Genomic DNA, 15,180 nt, shown 5'->3' with positions numbered 1-15,180 from the left:
CGAATGGTTGGTTACCCGAGCATACCGAGAATGGCTGAGGATCGAACCTCGTACGACGCGTTCGTCAAATTCATGTCCACGCCAATCAGTGATGGTCAACCGTTCGTGCTGGAGACACAGCACGCGGTGTCGCTGCACTTCGATCACTTCTCCACTCAGAGCTTCATGTCGCTCAGGAACCCGGAGAAGCTCACGCTCGGCTATACCCGCGCGATGATGGGATTTCTGTTGCTGCAGCCCGCCTCCACGCACATCTGCATGATCGGACTAGGTGGGGGATCGCTGGCGAAATATTGCTATCGGCATCTGCCCGAGGTCGCGATCGACGCAGTCGAGATCAGCCCCGAGGTGATCGCGCTGCGCGACGTATTCAGAATTCCCGCGGACGACGCGCGGTTCAAGGTGGTTTGCGCCGATGGCGCGGACTACCTGATGCAGGATGACATCCGCACGGACGTGATCCTGCTCGATGCGTTTGTCGCGGAAGGAATCGCGAGCCGCTGTGCGAACCTCGCATTCTTCGCCGCCTGCCGCGAGCGACTGACCGAGACGGGCGTCCTCGTCATCAACTTCACGGACGATGATCCGGCCATACCGCAGCACCTCGAGTGGCTGAAATCCGTATTTGGCGCTTGCTATGCGCTCGTTCGGTGCGGCGACGACAGCAACTTCGTCGCGTTCGCGTGGAAAAGCGGGCATCGTTTGCCGCCCAGACACGTGCTATTGGAGCGTGCCCTCTCGTTTGCCTTTGCAGACGAACTCAAGCTGTCCGTTACTGCTCGCCGCCTGAAAGAGGGAGAGCGCCTCGATCCGAAGCGACTGATCTGGCGTGAGCAAGGACAGGGGCACTGGGAAATCGGCGGTTGACCGGCGTGAGGTGTCGACCCGGGCGTTACTTTCCGCGCTTGGCAAGCGGGCTCTTGGTCTTGTAGGTCACGCCGTGACGCTCGAGATACTCGCGGATCAGTTGGCGGACGACTTGTGACGGCGTCAGATCCTGCGCCGAGCAGAGCATTTCGAATGCCTCCTTCTTGGCGGGGTCGATCAGGACGGTCAGGCGTGCGGTTTTCGTTTCCATTGCGAGGACGAGTCGGCAAATATGCTAACCAAATTATAATGCATTTGCCTTCGACGGCACGATCAGAACCGGCATTTCACGCCAGCATTCTCCCGTCCTCCCGTGAGTTCAGTGCCTGCGCTCGAACCGGCAGAGATAGGTCAGCAGATCATCGACGACCGGCACGATCGCCAGTGTGACGAGTGCGCCAGCGAGCGGCACGGTCGACACGTAGCCCACATGCTTGAAACCGATTGCGCCAATCAGGCCGCCCACGAAGAACGACGCGAGCATCGTGCCGTGGATCTTCAGCTTCGCGCGGTTTGCGATGACCGCGTGCTCATCGTCGACGAGCGCCGAGCGATTCCAGTAAAAAAGCTTACCCAACTCGATACCGAGGTCCGTGACGATGCCGGTCATGTGTGTGGTACGGATCTCCGCACCCGACAGCTTCGTGATCATCGCATTCTGCAACCCCATGATGAAGCACAGCAGGATCACGGTCAGAGGGACGAAAAACGCTTCGCGTAGCGCAAGGTGGCTGCCGAGCAGACCGAACAGCAGCAGCAGCGCGGCCTCGACCACCAACGGCAGCACGTACTGGCTTTGCAGGCTGCGGCGGCGCCCCCAGTTGACGAGCACCGCCGAGCACCCCGCTCCGACCAGAAACGACGCCAGCGAACCGATGCCGGCGAGCACCAGCCGGAGGTCGCCGAGCGCCGCCTGGTCCGCGATCGCGGACACGATGCCGCTCATGTGCGACGTGTATTGCCTGACCGCGAGGAAGCCGCCGGCATTGGTGGCGCCGGCGACGAAGGCAAGAGAAAACCCGAGCTGACGGTTCGCGCTCGTGCTGCGGTGTTTTCCCGTCAGGCTTCGAAAGTACTGCGCAGGCATAGGATCACTCAATCGCTTGGAACAACGGCAAAGACGTGGCGAACATGTGGTTCACATGATAATGGCATTATCATATCCTGTTATCCAGATTGGTTTCTGATGTCATAATGGGTTTCGAGCGAGGCCGGCAAGCCGGAACTCATTGCGTGCTCCTCGTCCAAACCGAGCGTACTGGAGACATTCCGGATGGCACCCTTCCCGGTCGTCCATTTCGTCCTGCTGGTCGCAGCCGCCTGGCTCGCGGTCGGCACGCTGGGTCTCGGAGTTCTGCATCGCACGCGATTCGTCGCCCACGGGCTGTTTCCGCTCGGCGCGCTCGGAGGTCTGCTGCTGGGAGCGGCGGGACTCGCCGGCATCTTCACCGAACCGACCACCGCAGTGCTGCCCATCGGCCTGCCCGGGTTGCCGTTCCATCTGCGCGTCGATGCGCTATCCGGCTATTTCCTGTTCGCGCTGGGTGTCGTCAGCGCGGGGATCGGCGCCTTTTCCGCCGGTTATTTCCGCAAGGGCGAAGGATCGGCGCCAGGACTCATCTGCTTCGAGTACCACGTTTGCATCGCGAGCATCGCGCTCGTGCTGATCGCCGACGACGCGTATGTGTTCATGGTCGCCTGGGAAACGCTGACGCTGTCCGCGACGTTCCTCGTGATGACCAATCATCGGATCGGCGAGATTCGCCGCGCGGGTTACCTGTATTTCCTGATCTCCCACGTCGGCGCACTCGCGCTGCTGCTTTGCTTCGGCATCCTGCAGGCGCGCACTGGCGACTACACGTTTGCCAACCTGCGCGCGCAGTCGCCCGACGCGTTCTGGGCCTCGCTCGCCTTCCTGTTCGCGTTAGTCGGCTTCGGCGCCAAGGCGGGCGTGTTCCCGTTGCACGTGTGGCTGCCGGACGCCCATCCCGCGGCGCCATCCCCGGTATCGGCGCTGCTCAGCGGGTTCGTGCTGAAGGTCGGTCTGTATGGGCTGATCCGCACCGTGTTCGACCTGCTGCACGTGCAGATCGCGTGGTGGGGGGTGCTGCTGCTCGTGCTGGGTATCGCCACAGCGCTGCTCGGCGTGGTGTTCAGTACGATCCAGGTCGACATGAAGCGTCTGCTCGCGTATTCGTCGATCGACAACATCGGCCTGATGATCGTCGCGCTCGGGCTCGCGGTGCTGTTTCGCGCGTACGGGATGACGGAGCTGTCCGCGCTTGCGCTGACCGCGATGCTCTACCAGATCGTCGCGCATGCGGCCTTCAAGAGCCTGCTGTTCCTCGGCACCGGGGCTGTGCTGCACGCGACCGGCGAGCGCAATCTCGGCAAGCTCGGCGGCCTGATCCGTGTGATGCCGTGGACCGCCTGGGCCGTGCTCACGGGCGTCGCAGCCAGCGCTGGCTTGCCTCCGATGAGCGGCTTCGTTGCGGAGTGGCTGCTGCTGCAAAGCTTCCTGTTCACGCCCGGTCTGCAGAATTCCGTGCTGGCGATGACGGTGCCGATCGCGGCCGCGCTCGTCGCGATGACGGCAGCGCTGGCCGGTTACACGATGGTCAAGTTCTTCGGCATCGTCTTCCTCGGGCAGCCGAGAGAAGCAAAACTGAGTCGCGCACACGACGCGAACAGATGGGAACGGCTCGCGTTCTGCTGGTTCGCGGTGGCCGGTGTGCTGCTGGGACTGATGCCCACGCAGTTCGTCAAGGTACTGGACCGGGTCACGCGCGCGCTCGTCGGCGCCGGCATCGGCGCGGAGAATCATGGCTGGCTAATCTTCGTGCCCGTATCGACCGCGCGGGCGAGCTACATGCCCGTCGTGTTCATGCTGTTTTTCGTCGCCTGCTGCGGCCTTGCGTGGGTGCTGGTGCGGCGCTTCTACCACGGTCGGCTGCGACGGGCCGCGCCGTGGAGTTGCGGCTTCCCGTTCACGACCGCGCGGATGCAGGACACGGCCGAAGGCTTCGGGCAACCGATCCGGGAGATCTTCGCGCCGCTGCTGCGCATCGAGCGGCAACTGCCGTCGCCGTTCGACGCGCAGCCGGCCTACCGGGTCTCGGTCGCCGACCGCACGTGGTCGATTCTGTACGACCGTATCGCAGCACTCACGCAACGCGCGGCGGAATGGGCGGGTCGATTGCAGACGGGCCGGATCGCCGTGTACCTGACCTACAGCTTCGCCGTGCTGATCCTGCTCCTGATGCTGGTGAGACGATGGTGACTGTATCCGGCGTGCTATCGCAAAGCCTCGAGATCATCGTGGCGCTTGCCGCCGCGCCACTGCTCACGGGCTGGGTCAACCAGTGCCGCGCGTGGCTGCAGAACCGGCGCGCGCCCAGCATCTGGCAGCCGTACCGGATGCTCCACAAGCTGTTCAACAAGGAGTCGGTCGTCGCTCATGGCGCGAGTCCGGTGTTCCGCGGCGCGCCCTATGTCGTGTGGGCAGCGATGACGCTCGCCTGCGCAGTCGTGCCGACGCTGTCGACCGAATTGCCGCTGTCTCCCGCCGCGGATGCGATCGCGCTCGTCGGCCTGTTCGCGTTCGCGCGCGTCGCGCTGTCGCTAGCGGCAATGGATATCGGCACGGCATTCGGCACGCTCGGCGCGCGCCGCGAGATGCTGGTCGGTTTCCTCGCGGAACCGGCCCTGCTGATGGTGCTGCTGTCGGCCTCGCTGATCACGCAGTCGACCCTGCTTACGAGCATCGTCGCGACGCTCGGCCACAGCGAACTCACCATCTACCCGAGCCTGGCGTTCGCCGGCATAGCGTTCACGCTGGTGTCGCTCGCCGAGAATGCGCGGCTGCCGGTCGACAACCCGACCACCCACCTCGAGCTGACAATGATCCACGAGGCGCTGATCCTCGAATATTCGGGGCGGCACCTCGCGCTGATGGAATGGGCGGCCAGCCTCAAACTCTTCGCCTACTCGTGCATCGGTATTGCGCTGTTCATGCCGTGGGGGATCGCCGCGGCCGGTAATCCGCTCGCGCTGGTGTTCGCGGTGCCGGCGCTGTTCGTCAAGCTGATGGTCGGCGGCGCTGCGCTGGCGGTGGTCGAGACCGCCAACGCGAAGATGCGGATTTTCCGGGTTCCGGAGTTCCTTGCGACCGCCTTCCTGCTCGCCGTGATCGGCATGCTCGTCCATCTGCTGCTGGGAGCCTGAATGCACGCCTACGCGACGCAACTGATCAATTTCCTCGCGGCTGTACTGCTGATGCTGTCGTTCGCGATGCTGAGCCAGCGCCGCATCCTGTCGCTGATCCATCTCTATACGTTGCAGGGTGTCGCGCTGGTGCTGGCAATCCTGATCCTCGGTTTCGTGACGGATGATGCGCATCTGTACGTGTCGGCCGGACTGACGCTCGTGCTGAAGGTCGGCGTGATTCCGTGGATCCTGTATCGGCTCGTGCGCAGGCTCGACATTCAGGCCGACGTCGAGCCGCTGATCAACATTCCGACGACGCTGCTGATCGGCATCGTGCTCGTGATCATCGCGTTCAACGTCGCGTCGCCGATCAGCCAACTCGCGACCTCGGCCGCGCGCGGCACGCTCGGGATCGCGCTGGCGTGCGTGCTGTTGTCGTTCATGGCGATGATCACGCGCGCGAAAGCGGTTCCCCAGGTGATCGGCTTCCTGTCGATGGAGAACGGGCTGTTCTTTGCCGCCACTGCCGCCACCAATGGCATGCCGATGATCGTTGAACTCGGCATCGGGCTCGACGTGCTGGTCGGGATCCTGATCCTGGGCGTGTTCATGTTCCAGATTCGCGAGCAGTTCGACAGCCTGGACATCCATCACCTCGAGAAGCTCAAAGATAAATGACGCCCACGTCGTGCTCGCCGTGCTCGGCATTCCGCTGGTGGCGGCCGCGTCTCTGGCGGCCGTGCGCCCCGCCCCGGTCGCGCGCAACCTGAACGCCGGCTTCAGCTTCGTGACGTTCGCGGCGACGCTCGCGCTCGCCGCGCGTACCGTCGAGCACGGACCGTCGTTCGCGTTCGACCGTGCATTCTTCGTCGATCCCCTGAACGTGTACCTCGTCGCGCTGACTGCGTTCGTCGGCTGGACGACGTCGCTGTTCTCCCGGCCGTACATGCAGACCGAAGAAGCGCGCGGCCGGATGACGGCGACGCGGATGCGCCTCTATCACAGCATGTACCAGTTGTTCATGTTCGCGATGCTGCTCGCGCTGCTGACCAATAATCTCGGCGTGCTATGGGTCGCGATGGAAGGCGCCACGCTCGCGACGGTGCTGCTCGTCAGCGTCTATCGAACCGCTGCAAGCCTCGAGGCCGCCTGGAAGTACTTCATCCTGTGCGGTGTCGGCATCGCGCAGGCCTTGTTCGGCACGATCCTGCTGTACCTCGCCGCGAGCCGGCAACTGAGCGACGGCGATGCGCTGCTGTGGACGAGCCTTGCCGCCGTCAAGACGCACCTCGACCCGTCCATCGTGTCGATCGCCTTCGTGTTCCTGCTGGTCGGCTACGGCACGAAAGTCGGACTCGTGCCGATGCACAACTGGCTGCCGGACGCGCATGCCGAAGGCCCGACGCCGATCTCAGCGGTGCTGTCCGGGCTGCTGCTGAACGTCGCGCTGTATGCGGTGCTGCGCTGCAAGGTGCTGGCGGACGGCGCACTCGGCAATGGCCTGCCGGGACGATTGCTGGTCGGCTTCGGGCTCGTGTCGGTGCTGATCGCGTCGTTCTCGCTGTTTCGGCAGAAGGACGTCAAGCGGCTGTTTTCGTATTCGTCGATCGAGCACATGGGACTGATGACGTTCGCGTTCGGCCTCGGCGGCCCGGTCGCGACGTTCGCCGGCTTGCTGCACATGACCGTCCATTCCCTCGTCAAGTCGGCGATCTTCTTTGCGGTGGGCCACGCGGCGCAGAAGGCGGGGACGCAGGCGATCGAAGGCATTCGCGGGCTGCTGCAGGTCAGCCCGACGGTCGGCTGGGGCATGATGCTCGGCGCGCTCGCGATTCTCGGTCTGCCGCCGTTCGGCGTGTTCGCAAGCGAATTCCTGATCCTGACGACCGCGATGAACACGCTACCGTGGACGGCGCCGCTGTTACTGCTCGGCCTCGCCGTCGCGTTCGCGGCGATCTTCGCGCGCGTGCAGCGAATGGTGTTCGGTGAGACGACGACGGCCAAGCCGCTCGAACATCGCCCCGCACCGCTGCCGGTATTCGTGCATCTCGGCTTGGGGCTGATGCTGGGGCTCTATGTGCCGCCGTATCTGGCAACGTGGTATCGCCAGGCCGCAACGATGTTGGCGGGGTGAACGATGCGACTCGAATCGATACAGCTTGCCGCCACCTGCCTCACACATCGTGCGGGCCAGATTCCCGCAGCAGTGGTGAGCGCCGATGAATCAGCGTGGCTCGAGCTTGCGCGCACCGCGCGATCGGAGCAGCGGCGCCTCGTTGCAATGTGGGGCAGTGAAGCAGTCGAAGACGGATTCTCGGTGAACGCCGCGTATGAATGCGATGACGGCATCGTGTGGGTGCGCCTGCCGATCGGGCGTCAGCAGAGTGCCGGTGGAGACTATCCCGATCTCGCCACCGTTTTCCCTTGTGCGACTCGCATGCAACGGGCGATCTTCGATCTGATCGGCCTGCGCGCGCGTGGCGCCCCGGACACGCGCCCGTGGCTCAATCACGGCAACTGGCCCGACGACTATTTCCCGCTGCAAAGGCAGGCGACCGGTGTCGAAGCCTTCGAGTCGAGCGAGGCGGACTACCCGTTCGTGCAGGTTGCGGGCGATGGCGTACACGAGATCGCTGTCGGGCCGATTCATGCCGGCACCATCGAGCCGGGGCATTTCCGCTTCTCGGTCGTCGGCGAGAAGGTGCTGCGCCTCGAAGAACGTCTCGGCTATGTGCATCGCGGCGTCGAGCGGCTGTTTGAACGGACTCCTGGATCGCAGGGTCATCGGGTTGCCGCCAGAATTGCGGGCGACTCGACCGTCGCGTTCTCGTGGGCCTTTTGCATGGCGCTCGAGCAAGCCAGCGGCACGCAGCTGTCGAAGCGCGCACTATATCTGCGTGCGCTTCTGCTAGAACGCGAGCGCGTGGCCAACCACCTCGGCGACCTCGGCGCGCTGGGCAACGACGCCGGGTTCGGCTTCGCACTCGCGCAATTCTCGCGGCTCAAGGAGGACTGGATACGGACGAACGCCCGCCTGTTCGGACATCGATACCTGATGGACCGGATCGTGCCGGGCGGTGTATCGGTCGACGTTCGCGCCGACCACGCGGCGGTGCTGACGGAGCAATGCGAACGCATCGAACGCGAGGTTCATGTGATGCGAAAAGTCTACGAGGACCAGTCCGGGCTGCAGGATCGATTCCTCGGCACGGGCCGATTGACGCCCGCTGTCGTCGAGCATTTCGGCGTGCGTGGCATGGCCGCCCGCGCCAGCGGCCGAACCTTCGACGTTCGCGCGAACTTGCGCGCCGCTCCGTACGACGACGTAGCGGTCAATGCGGTGACTGATGCGCGCGGCGACGTTGCGGCGCGCGTGGCCGTGCGCTTCGCCGAAATCGATGAATCCCTGCGCCTGATCCGCGAGCTGCTGGCCAATCTTCCTGATGACGGTCCCACGGTCGTCGCTATGGCGCCTGCAACGGCGGACGCGCAAGGCATAGGCTGGGTGGAAGGCTGGCGAGGGGACGTATTCGTCGCACTGGATCTCGCCCCGGGCGACGTCATCGGCCGATGCCATTGCCACGATCCGTCATGGCAGAACTGGCCGGCGCTCGAACATGCGATCATCGGCAACATCGTTCCCGATTTCCCGCTGATCAACAAGTCGTTCAACCTGAACTACGCGGGGCACGACCTCTGATGTGGCAACTGATCCGGCAATTCGCGCGCACCGATTTCCCCGACGAACCCGCGCCGGCGGCGGAAGACGCATGGCTTCACGACGAGCGACGCATTCGCGAGGACATACTCGGTCTGCTCGGGCGGGCGCTGTGCATCCGGCAGATCGATGCGGGTTCATGCAACGGTTGCGAGCTGGAGATTCACGCGCTGAACAACCCCTACTACAACCTCGAAGGGCTCGGCATCAAGTTCGTCGCGAGTCCGCGGCATGCGGACCTACTGCTCGTGACCGGGCCGGTGACGCTGAATATGCGCGCGGCCCTGCTCGCCGCGTACGACGCGACACCCGCGCCGAAACTCGTCGTTGCCGCCGGCGAATGCGCATGCACGGGCGGCATATTTGCCAATAGTTACGCGGTGTGCGGCCCCGTTTCGTCGATCTTGCCGGTCGACGTGACGATCCCCGGCTGTCCGCCGCCGCCGATCGATTTGCTGCGAGGCATCCTCACCGCCTGCCGGGCGCGTTGAGCCGCAGGTCGTTTTCGCTTTTTTCCAAGCGCAAACGTGCAATTTCGCACGTGTTTGCGCGACTCCAGCCGGGTTCCCCCGTGGTCATTGCGCATATTGGCCTGCCTTTATTGCGCAGATCGGCTTTGCGCTTGCAGCGCGTTTTTAATACCGTTGTAGCTGCGCCTGCAACGGCACTTAAATTGCTGCTCAATGGTTTTGTGTCAACGCGATGCGTTGGACATCGACGCGTCGTCAGCCTGCATTGACCTTTCAATGGAGTCAACAGATCGTCATGACCACGCCTACAGAATGTCAGCATTGCGGGGACACCCCCGCTTCAGAGTCGACTGCCGAGCAAACCACCACACCTTCCCAACCGTCCCGCCGCCGCTTCCTGCAATCGGCGGCGGCCGCCGCGACGATCGGCGCGGCGCCGCAACTGCGCGCGCAAGCGCAGGCACCCACCGGACCCGCGCCGCAAAGCAACCCCGTCGTGCCGCCGCGCTCCGTCACATTGACCGTCAACGGCCGCGCGTACGCGCTGCAACTCGAACCGCGCGTGACGCTGCTCGATGCATTGCGCGAATACGCCGGTCTGATGGGCACGAAGAAAGGCTGCGACCGTGGTCAATGCGGCGCCTGCACGGTGCTCGTCGACGGCCGCCGCATCAACTCGTGCCTGACGCTCGCGGTGATGCATGAAGGCGAGAACATCACGACCGTCGAAGGACTCGCGAGCAACGGCACGTTGAGTCCGGTGCAGGCCGCGTTCATCGAACACGATGCGTTCCAGTGCGGCTACTGTACGCCCGGGCAGTTGTGCTCGGCGACCGCCCTGCTCGGCGAATTCCGCAACGGGACGGCGAGCACCGTGACCGCCGACGTGCGCGCGCGTCCCGCCGCGCTCACCGACGACGAAATCCGCGAGCGCATGAGCGGCAACATCTGCCGCTGCGGCGCGTACGTGAACATCGTCGCCGCGGTGCGCGCCGCGCACGAGCACGCCTGACGGAGAGCGACATGGATGCGATCTCCTACGAACGCGCCGGCGACGTCGCCAGCGCGGTGCGCGCCGCGCAGCAGCCCGGCGCGGTGTTCATCGGCGGCGGCACGAATCTGCTCGATCTGATGAAGGGCGGCATCGCGCGGCCGGTGCGGCTCATCGATATCACGCACATCGGCGGCCTCGACTCGGTGACGACGCTGCCCGGCGGCGGTATCCGCATCGGCGCGCTGGTGCGCAATAGCGACGCGGCCAATCACGCGCTGGTGCGCGAGCAGTACCCGCTGCTGTCGCAAGCGCTGCTCGCGGGCGCGTCGCCGCAGTTGCGCAACATGGCGACGGTCGGCGGCAATCTGCTGCAACGCACCCGCTGCGGCTACTTCTACGACACCGCTTTTACGCATTGCAACAAGCGCATCCCCGGCAGCGGCTGCGCCGCGCTCGACGGCCATAACCGCGCGCACGCGATCCTCGGCGCGAGCCCGCAATGCATCGCGGTCAACCCTTCGGACATGAGCGTCGCGCTGGCCGCGCTCGATGCGCTGGTGCGCGTGAACGGCCCCAGCGGCGAACGCACGATCGCGTTCGCCGACTTCCATCGGCTGCCGGGCGACCGGCCCGACGTCGATACCACGTTGCAGCCCGGCGAGCTGATCACCGCGGTCGATCTGCCGCCGCCGTTGTTCAGCGCGCATTCGCACTATCTGAAGGTGCGTGACCGCGCGAGCTATGCATTCGCGCTCGTATCGGTCGCGGCCGCGTTGCAGATGGACGGCGAGCGCGTGCAGAGCGCGCGCATCGCGCTCGGCGGCGTTGCGCACAAACCGTGGCGCGCGAACGTGGCCGAACACATGCTGAGCGGCCAGCCGCTCAGCCAGGCCACGCTGAAGGACGCCGCCGCGGCCGCGTTGAGCGGCGCGCAGCCGCGTCACGACAACGCCTTCAAGGTCCAGCTCGCGCAGCGCGCGATCGTGCGCGCGGTGAACCAGGCCGCCGGCAATGCGGGAGGTGTCGCATGAACCTGATCGGACAACCGCTCGATCGCGTCGACGGACTGCTGAAGGTGACCGGCGACGCGCGTTACGCAGCCGAATTCCCCGGGGCGCGCCTCGCGCATGGGGTGCTCGTGACGAGCACGATCCCGGCCGGCACGATTTCGTCGATCGATGCGAGCCGCGCCGAGGCCGTGCCCGGCGTGCTGCTCGTGATGACCTACCAGAACGCGCCGCGTCTGCCGAACGGCGGCAAGCCCGCGCTCTCGCCGCCGGCCGGCCGGCACCTGTCGCTTCTGCAAGATAACCAGGTGCACTACAGCAACGAGCCGGTCGCGGTGGTCGTCGCCGATACGCTCGAACATGCGACCGATGCCGCGCGCCAGCTGCGCATCGTCTATCAGCCGGGCGCCGCGGCGCTCGACTTCGAGCAGGCGAAGCCGCACGCGCATGCGCCGGACAAGCCGCAAGGCCGCCAGACCGACACGCAGCGCGGCAACTTCGAAGACGGCATGCAAAGCGGCGACGTGCATATCGAGGCCACCTACACGACGCCGATCGAGCATCACAACCCGATGGAGCCGCACGCGACGATGGCGCACTGGGACGGCCCGCAGTTGACGGTCTACGACTCGACCCAGGGCGTGAGCGGCGCCGCGCAGGTGCTCGCGAAGACGTTCGCGATCCCCGTGTCCGACGTGCGCGTGATTTCGCCGCTGATCGGCGGCGGCTTCGGCTGCAAGGGCTCGTCGTGGTCGCACGTGTCGCTGTGCGCGATGGCCGCGCGGCAAACCGGGCGGCCCGTGCGGCTCGTGCTCGAACGGCCGCAGATGTTCGGCCCGGTCGGCGCGCGGCCACGCACCGAACAGCAATTCGTGATCGCCGCGCGGCATGACGGCACGCTGACCGCGATGCGCCACGACAGCATCTCGAACACGTCGATGATCGAAGACTGGACCGAGACCTGCTGCATGGTCACGCGCATGCTGTACGCGGTGCCCAACCAGGTGACGACGCACCGGCTCGTGCAGCTCAATGTCGGCACGCCGACCTTCATGCGCGCGCCGGGCGAGACCACCGGTTCGTTCGCGCTCGAATCGGCGATGGACGAACTCGCCGTTGCGCTGAAGATGGACCCGCTCGCGCTGCGCCTGAAAAACTACGCGGAAAGCGATCCGCAGGAGCACAAGCCGTGGTCGGGCAAGTCGCTGCGCGAGTGCTATCAGATCGGCGCCGAGAAGTTCGGCTGGTCGCGCCGCTCGCAAACGCCACGTTCGATGCGCAACGGCAACACGCTGATCGGCATGGGCATGGCGACCGCGACCTACCCGGCCAACCGCAGCGAGGCGTCGGCGCTCGCGCAGATTCTGCCGGACGGCACCGCGGTGGTCGCCTCCGGCACGCAGGACATCGGCACCGGCACCTACACGGTGATGACCCAGGTCGCCGCCGACGCGCTCGGCTTCACGCCCGAGCAGATCCACTTCGCGCTTGGCGATTCCTCGCTGCCGCGCGCGCCGGTGTCGGGCGGCTCGCAGTCGGCGGCCAGCGTGTCGCCCGCCGTGCGCGACGCGGCGAGCGAGGCGCGCAGCCAGCTGATCGCGCTGGTGCTCGCCGATACGGCTTCGCCCGTGCATGGCTTGCCGCTCGACGACGTCACCGTCGAAAGCGGCTGGGTCGTGAGCCGCTCGCAACCCAGCAAGCGTGATCCGGCCGCGGCGATCATCGCGCGCGCGGGCGGCAAGCCGATCGAGGCGACTGCGACCGTGAAGCCCGGCGACGAGAAGCAGAAGTACTCGTTCCACTCGTTCGGCGCGGTGTTCGTCGAAGTCCACGTCGATGCGGAGTTGGGCACGATCCGCGTGCCGCGCGTGGTCGCGGTGTACGACGTCGGCCGCGTGCTGAATCAGAAGACCGCGCGCAGCCAGATGATGGGCGGCATCGTATGGGGCATCGGCGCGGCGATGCAGGAAGAAAGCACGCTCGATGAGCGCTTCGGACGCTTCACCAACGCGAACCTCGCCGAGTATCACGTGCCGGTGAACGCCGATATCGGCACGATCGACATTGCGTTCATCGACCGGCCCGATCCGTACATCAACTCGCTCGGCGTGCGCGGTATCGGCGAGATCGGCATCACGGCCGTGGTGGCCGCGATCGCGAACGCGGTGTACAACGCGACCGGCGTGCGGGTGCGCGATCTGCCGATCACGCTGGACAAGGTGGTGCGGACCTGAACCGGCGGCAGCGCCGGAAAATGAGCAACAGCGAAAGCGGGAGCGGCGGGCTTGCGTTGCCGCGCTTGCCTCCCGCCCCGTTGCATCGCACAATCTGCGCATTCCTCTCTACCGGTATCCGCCGATGGCCTATGCCTCGCTCGCCACTGGCGTGTTGCTCGCCGCCGGTTACGGCTCGCGCTTCGATCCGCGCGGGCTGCACAACAAACTGCTCGCACGTATGCCGGATGGCACGCTGGTCGCGCATGAAGCCGCGCATCGGCTGCTGCAGGTCGTCACGCGGGTGCTCGCCGTGGTGCGGCCGGGCTCCGACGCGCTCGCCCGCGTGCTGAACGATGCCGGCTGCGATGTTGTGTTCGCGGCTAGCGCCGAGCGCGGCATGGGCGCGAGCCTCGCCGCCGGCATCGAAGCGAGCGACGACGCCGAAGGGTGGATCGTCGCGCTCGCCGACATGCCGCGCATCGCAATTCCGACGATCGAAGCGGTAGCCCGCGCGCTCGACAACGGCGCGCCGCTCGTCGCACCGTTCTACGACGGCCAGCGCGGCCATCCGGTCGGCTTCGGCAGCGAGCACCGCGACGCGCTGCTCGCGCTGGACGGCGACACGGGCGCGAAAGCGCTGCTCAAGTCACGAACGCTGACACGCATCGACGTCGACGATCCCGGCATTCTGCGCGACGTCGATACGCCGGACGATTTGCGCACGCTTTAGCGGCTAACCTCCGCGTTGCCGGGACGCGACCTGTCGCGTATCTGACAGATTTTTGGCGGCTTCGAGTACATCATATGGACTCGTATCGTCAAACGAGGAGTATCGACGTGAGCTCATCCGCCATCAGTCTGAAGAACGACGTCTCCCCGGCCGAGTGGGAAGCACGCGTCGATCTCGCGGCCGCCTACCGTCTCACCGCGCTGTTCGGCTGGGACGATCTGGTGTTTACCCACATCTCGGCGCGCGTGCCGGGCCCCGAGCATCATTTCCTGATCAACCCCTACGGCATGATGTTCGATGAGATCACCGCGTCATCACTGGTCAAGATCGACCTCGACGGCCGCAAGGTCAGCGAATCGCCGTACGAGATCAATCCGGCCGGCTTCACGATCCATAGCGCCATACATGCGGCACGCGAAGATGCGCTTTGCGTGATGCACACGCACTCGATCAACGGCGTGGCCGTATCGGCTCAGGCGGAAGGCTTGTTGCCGCTGTCGCAGCAGTCGCTGGGTGTGCTCGCGTCGCTCGGCTATCACGACTATGAGGGCATCGCGCTCAACGAAGCGGAAAAACCGCGCCTCGTTCAGGACCTCGGGCACAACACGAATCTGATGTTGCGCAATCACGGCTTGCTGACGGTCGGCCGGACGCCGGCGGATGCGTTCGTCGCGATGTATTTCTTCGAAGCGGCCTGCATGATCCAGGTCCGCGCGCAGGCGGGCGGCGGCAAGCTTCTCCCTATCGCGCCGCCGATTCTCGACAACATCAAGGAGCAGATCAAGCTTGTGACGAGGGGCGCGACGCCAGGCGCGCTCGTCTGGCCGGGGCTGCTGCGACGGCTCGAGCGCCGTAACCCCGGCTTTGCGGACTAGAGGGTGTTGGTTGGCGATTCGTACCGCGCGGTTTCCTCGATCGCGGTTGCGACGCGGCAGCCGAAGGGCTGAAGGGCCTGGTGCTCTCGGGTGGTTT

Annotated in this window: 14 protein-coding genes; 12 read left to right on the top strand and 2 right to left on the bottom strand. The window is 65.5% G+C overall.

Going from position 1 to position 15,180, the window contains the following annotated elements:
- Window positions 1-30 precede the first annotated feature (30 nt).
- Complete coding sequence (locus ACLFKU_RS20805; protein WP_410850305.1) at window positions 31-867, top strand: spermidine synthase; 837 nt, start codon at window positions 31-33, stop codon at window positions 865-867.
- A gap of 25 nt (window positions 868-892) precedes the next feature.
- Here ACLFKU_RS20805 and ACLFKU_RS20800 read toward each other — a convergent pair whose 3' ends face one another.
- Together ACLFKU_RS20800 and ACLFKU_RS20795 are read right to left on the bottom strand one after the other, a co-directional pair.
- Window positions 893-1,078 (bottom strand): CopG family transcriptional regulator, encoded by a 186-nt coding sequence (locus ACLFKU_RS20800; RefSeq protein ID WP_090809355.1) that lies wholly within the window; start codon window positions 1,076-1,078, stop codon window positions 893-895.
- A 108-nt stretch (window positions 1,079-1,186) separates the two neighbouring features.
- Window positions 1,187-1,954 (bottom strand): YoaK family protein, encoded by a 768-nt coding sequence (locus ACLFKU_RS20795; protein WP_410850304.1) that lies wholly within the window; start codon window positions 1,952-1,954, stop codon window positions 1,187-1,189.
- Window positions 1,955-2,140: 186 nt separating this feature from the next.
- Here ACLFKU_RS20795 and hyfB point away from each other — a divergent pair, with 186 nt between their 5' ends.
- From hyfB to ACLFKU_RS20740, 11 genes are all read left to right on the top strand, one after another.
- Window positions 2,141-4,147 carry a hydrogenase 4 subunit B gene (gene hyfB, locus ACLFKU_RS20790; RefSeq protein WP_410850303.1) on the top strand — a complete coding sequence of 669 codons (2,007 nt, stop codon included), beginning with the start codon at window positions 2,141-2,143 and terminating at the stop codon, window positions 4,145-4,147.
- Entirely contained in the window at window positions 4,141-5,091 is a 951-nt protein-coding gene (locus tag ACLFKU_RS20785; protein ID WP_410850302.1) for a respiratory chain complex I subunit 1 family protein, read from the top strand. The genes hyfB and ACLFKU_RS20785 overlap by 7 nt, the downstream gene beginning before the upstream one ends.
- On the top strand, window positions 5,092-5,751 hold the full coding sequence (locus tag ACLFKU_RS20780) for a formate hydrogenlyase (RefSeq protein WP_410850301.1): 660 nt from the start codon (window positions 5,092-5,094) through the stop codon (window positions 5,749-5,751).
- Complete coding sequence (locus ACLFKU_RS20775) at window positions 5,744-7,207, top strand: hydrogenase 4 subunit F (RefSeq protein WP_410850392.1); 1,464 nt, start codon at window positions 5,744-5,746, stop codon at window positions 7,205-7,207. Before ACLFKU_RS20780 ends, ACLFKU_RS20775 begins: the two co-directional genes overlap by 8 nt.
- Before the next feature lie 3 nt (window positions 7,208-7,210).
- Window positions 7,211-8,773, top strand: a complete 1,563-nt coding sequence (locus ACLFKU_RS20770) for an NADH-quinone oxidoreductase subunit C (RefSeq protein ID WP_410850300.1) — start codon at window positions 7,211-7,213, stop codon at window positions 8,771-8,773.
- Entirely contained in the window at window positions 8,773-9,282 is a 510-nt protein-coding gene (locus ACLFKU_RS20765; protein ID WP_410850299.1) for an NADH-quinone oxidoreductase subunit B family protein, read from the top strand. Before ACLFKU_RS20770 ends, ACLFKU_RS20765 begins: the two co-directional genes overlap by 1 nt.
- Before the next feature lie 274 nt (window positions 9,283-9,556).
- Complete coding sequence (locus ACLFKU_RS20760; protein WP_410850298.1) at window positions 9,557-10,273, top strand: 2Fe-2S iron-sulfur cluster-binding protein; 717 nt, start codon at window positions 9,557-9,559, stop codon at window positions 10,271-10,273.
- A gap of 11 nt (window positions 10,274-10,284) precedes the next feature.
- Window positions 10,285-11,286 (top strand): FAD binding domain-containing protein, encoded by a 1,002-nt coding sequence (locus tag ACLFKU_RS20755; protein ID WP_368584677.1) that lies wholly within the window; start codon window positions 10,285-10,287, stop codon window positions 11,284-11,286.
- On the top strand, window positions 11,283-13,496 hold the full coding sequence (locus ACLFKU_RS20750; RefSeq protein ID WP_410850297.1) for a xanthine dehydrogenase family protein molybdopterin-binding subunit: 2,214 nt from the start codon (window positions 11,283-11,285) through the stop codon (window positions 13,494-13,496). Before ACLFKU_RS20755 ends, ACLFKU_RS20750 begins: the two co-directional genes overlap by 4 nt.
- 124 nt (window positions 13,497-13,620) lie before the next feature.
- Window positions 13,621-14,208 carry an NTP transferase domain-containing protein gene (locus tag ACLFKU_RS20745; protein ID WP_410850296.1) on the top strand — a complete coding sequence of 196 codons (588 nt, stop codon included), beginning with the start codon at window positions 13,621-13,623 and terminating at the stop codon, window positions 14,206-14,208.
- A 107-nt stretch (window positions 14,209-14,315) separates the two neighbouring features.
- Window positions 14,316-15,083: a class II aldolase/adducin family protein gene (locus tag ACLFKU_RS20740; protein WP_410850295.1), complete on the top strand. Its 768-nt coding sequence runs from the start codon at window positions 14,316-14,318 to the stop codon at window positions 15,081-15,083.
- The last annotated feature ends 97 nt before the right edge of the window (window positions 15,084-15,180 follow it).

The organism is Paraburkholderia sp. EG304, assembly GCF_046543485.1.
Lineage (GTDB): Bacteria > Pseudomonadota > Gammaproteobacteria > Burkholderiales > Burkholderiaceae > Paraburkholderia > Paraburkholderia youngii.
This window is presented reverse-complemented; position numbering and strand designations above follow the sequence as displayed.

Coding starts and splice junctions, on each gene's coding strand:
- ACLFKU_RS20795 (WP_410850304.1), bottom strand. CDS start 1,954: ATGCCTGCGCAGTACTTTCGAAGCCTGACGGGAAAACACCGCAGCACG.
- ACLFKU_RS20805 (WP_410850305.1), top strand. CDS start 31: ATGGCTGAGGATCGAACCTCGTACGACGCGTTCGTCAAATTCATGTCC.
- ACLFKU_RS20780 (WP_410850301.1), top strand. CDS start 5,092: ATGCACGCCTACGCGACGCAACTGATCAATTTCCTCGCGGCTGTACTG.
- ACLFKU_RS20760 (WP_410850298.1), top strand. CDS start 9,557: ATGACCACGCCTACAGAATGTCAGCATTGCGGGGACACCCCCGCTTCA.
- ACLFKU_RS20770 (WP_410850300.1), top strand. CDS start 7,211: ATGCGACTCGAATCGATACAGCTTGCCGCCACCTGCCTCACACATCGT.
- ACLFKU_RS20745 (WP_410850296.1), top strand. CDS start 13,621: ATGGCCTATGCCTCGCTCGCCACTGGCGTGTTGCTCGCCGCCGGTTAC.
- ACLFKU_RS20750 (WP_410850297.1), top strand. CDS start 11,283: ATGAACCTGATCGGACAACCGCTCGATCGCGTCGACGGACTGCTGAAG.
- ACLFKU_RS20785 (WP_410850302.1), top strand. CDS start 4,141: ATGGTGACTGTATCCGGCGTGCTATCGCAAAGCCTCGAGATCATCGTG.
- hyfB (WP_410850303.1), top strand. CDS start 2,141: ATGGCACCCTTCCCGGTCGTCCATTTCGTCCTGCTGGTCGCAGCCGCC.
- ACLFKU_RS20765 (WP_410850299.1), top strand. CDS start 8,773: ATGTGGCAACTGATCCGGCAATTCGCGCGCACCGATTTCCCCGACGAA.
- ACLFKU_RS20800 (WP_090809355.1), bottom strand. CDS start 1,078: ATGGAAACGAAAACCGCACGCCTGACCGTCCTGATCGACCCCGCCAAG.
- ACLFKU_RS20755 (WP_368584677.1), top strand. CDS start 10,285: ATGGATGCGATCTCCTACGAACGCGCCGGCGACGTCGCCAGCGCGGTG.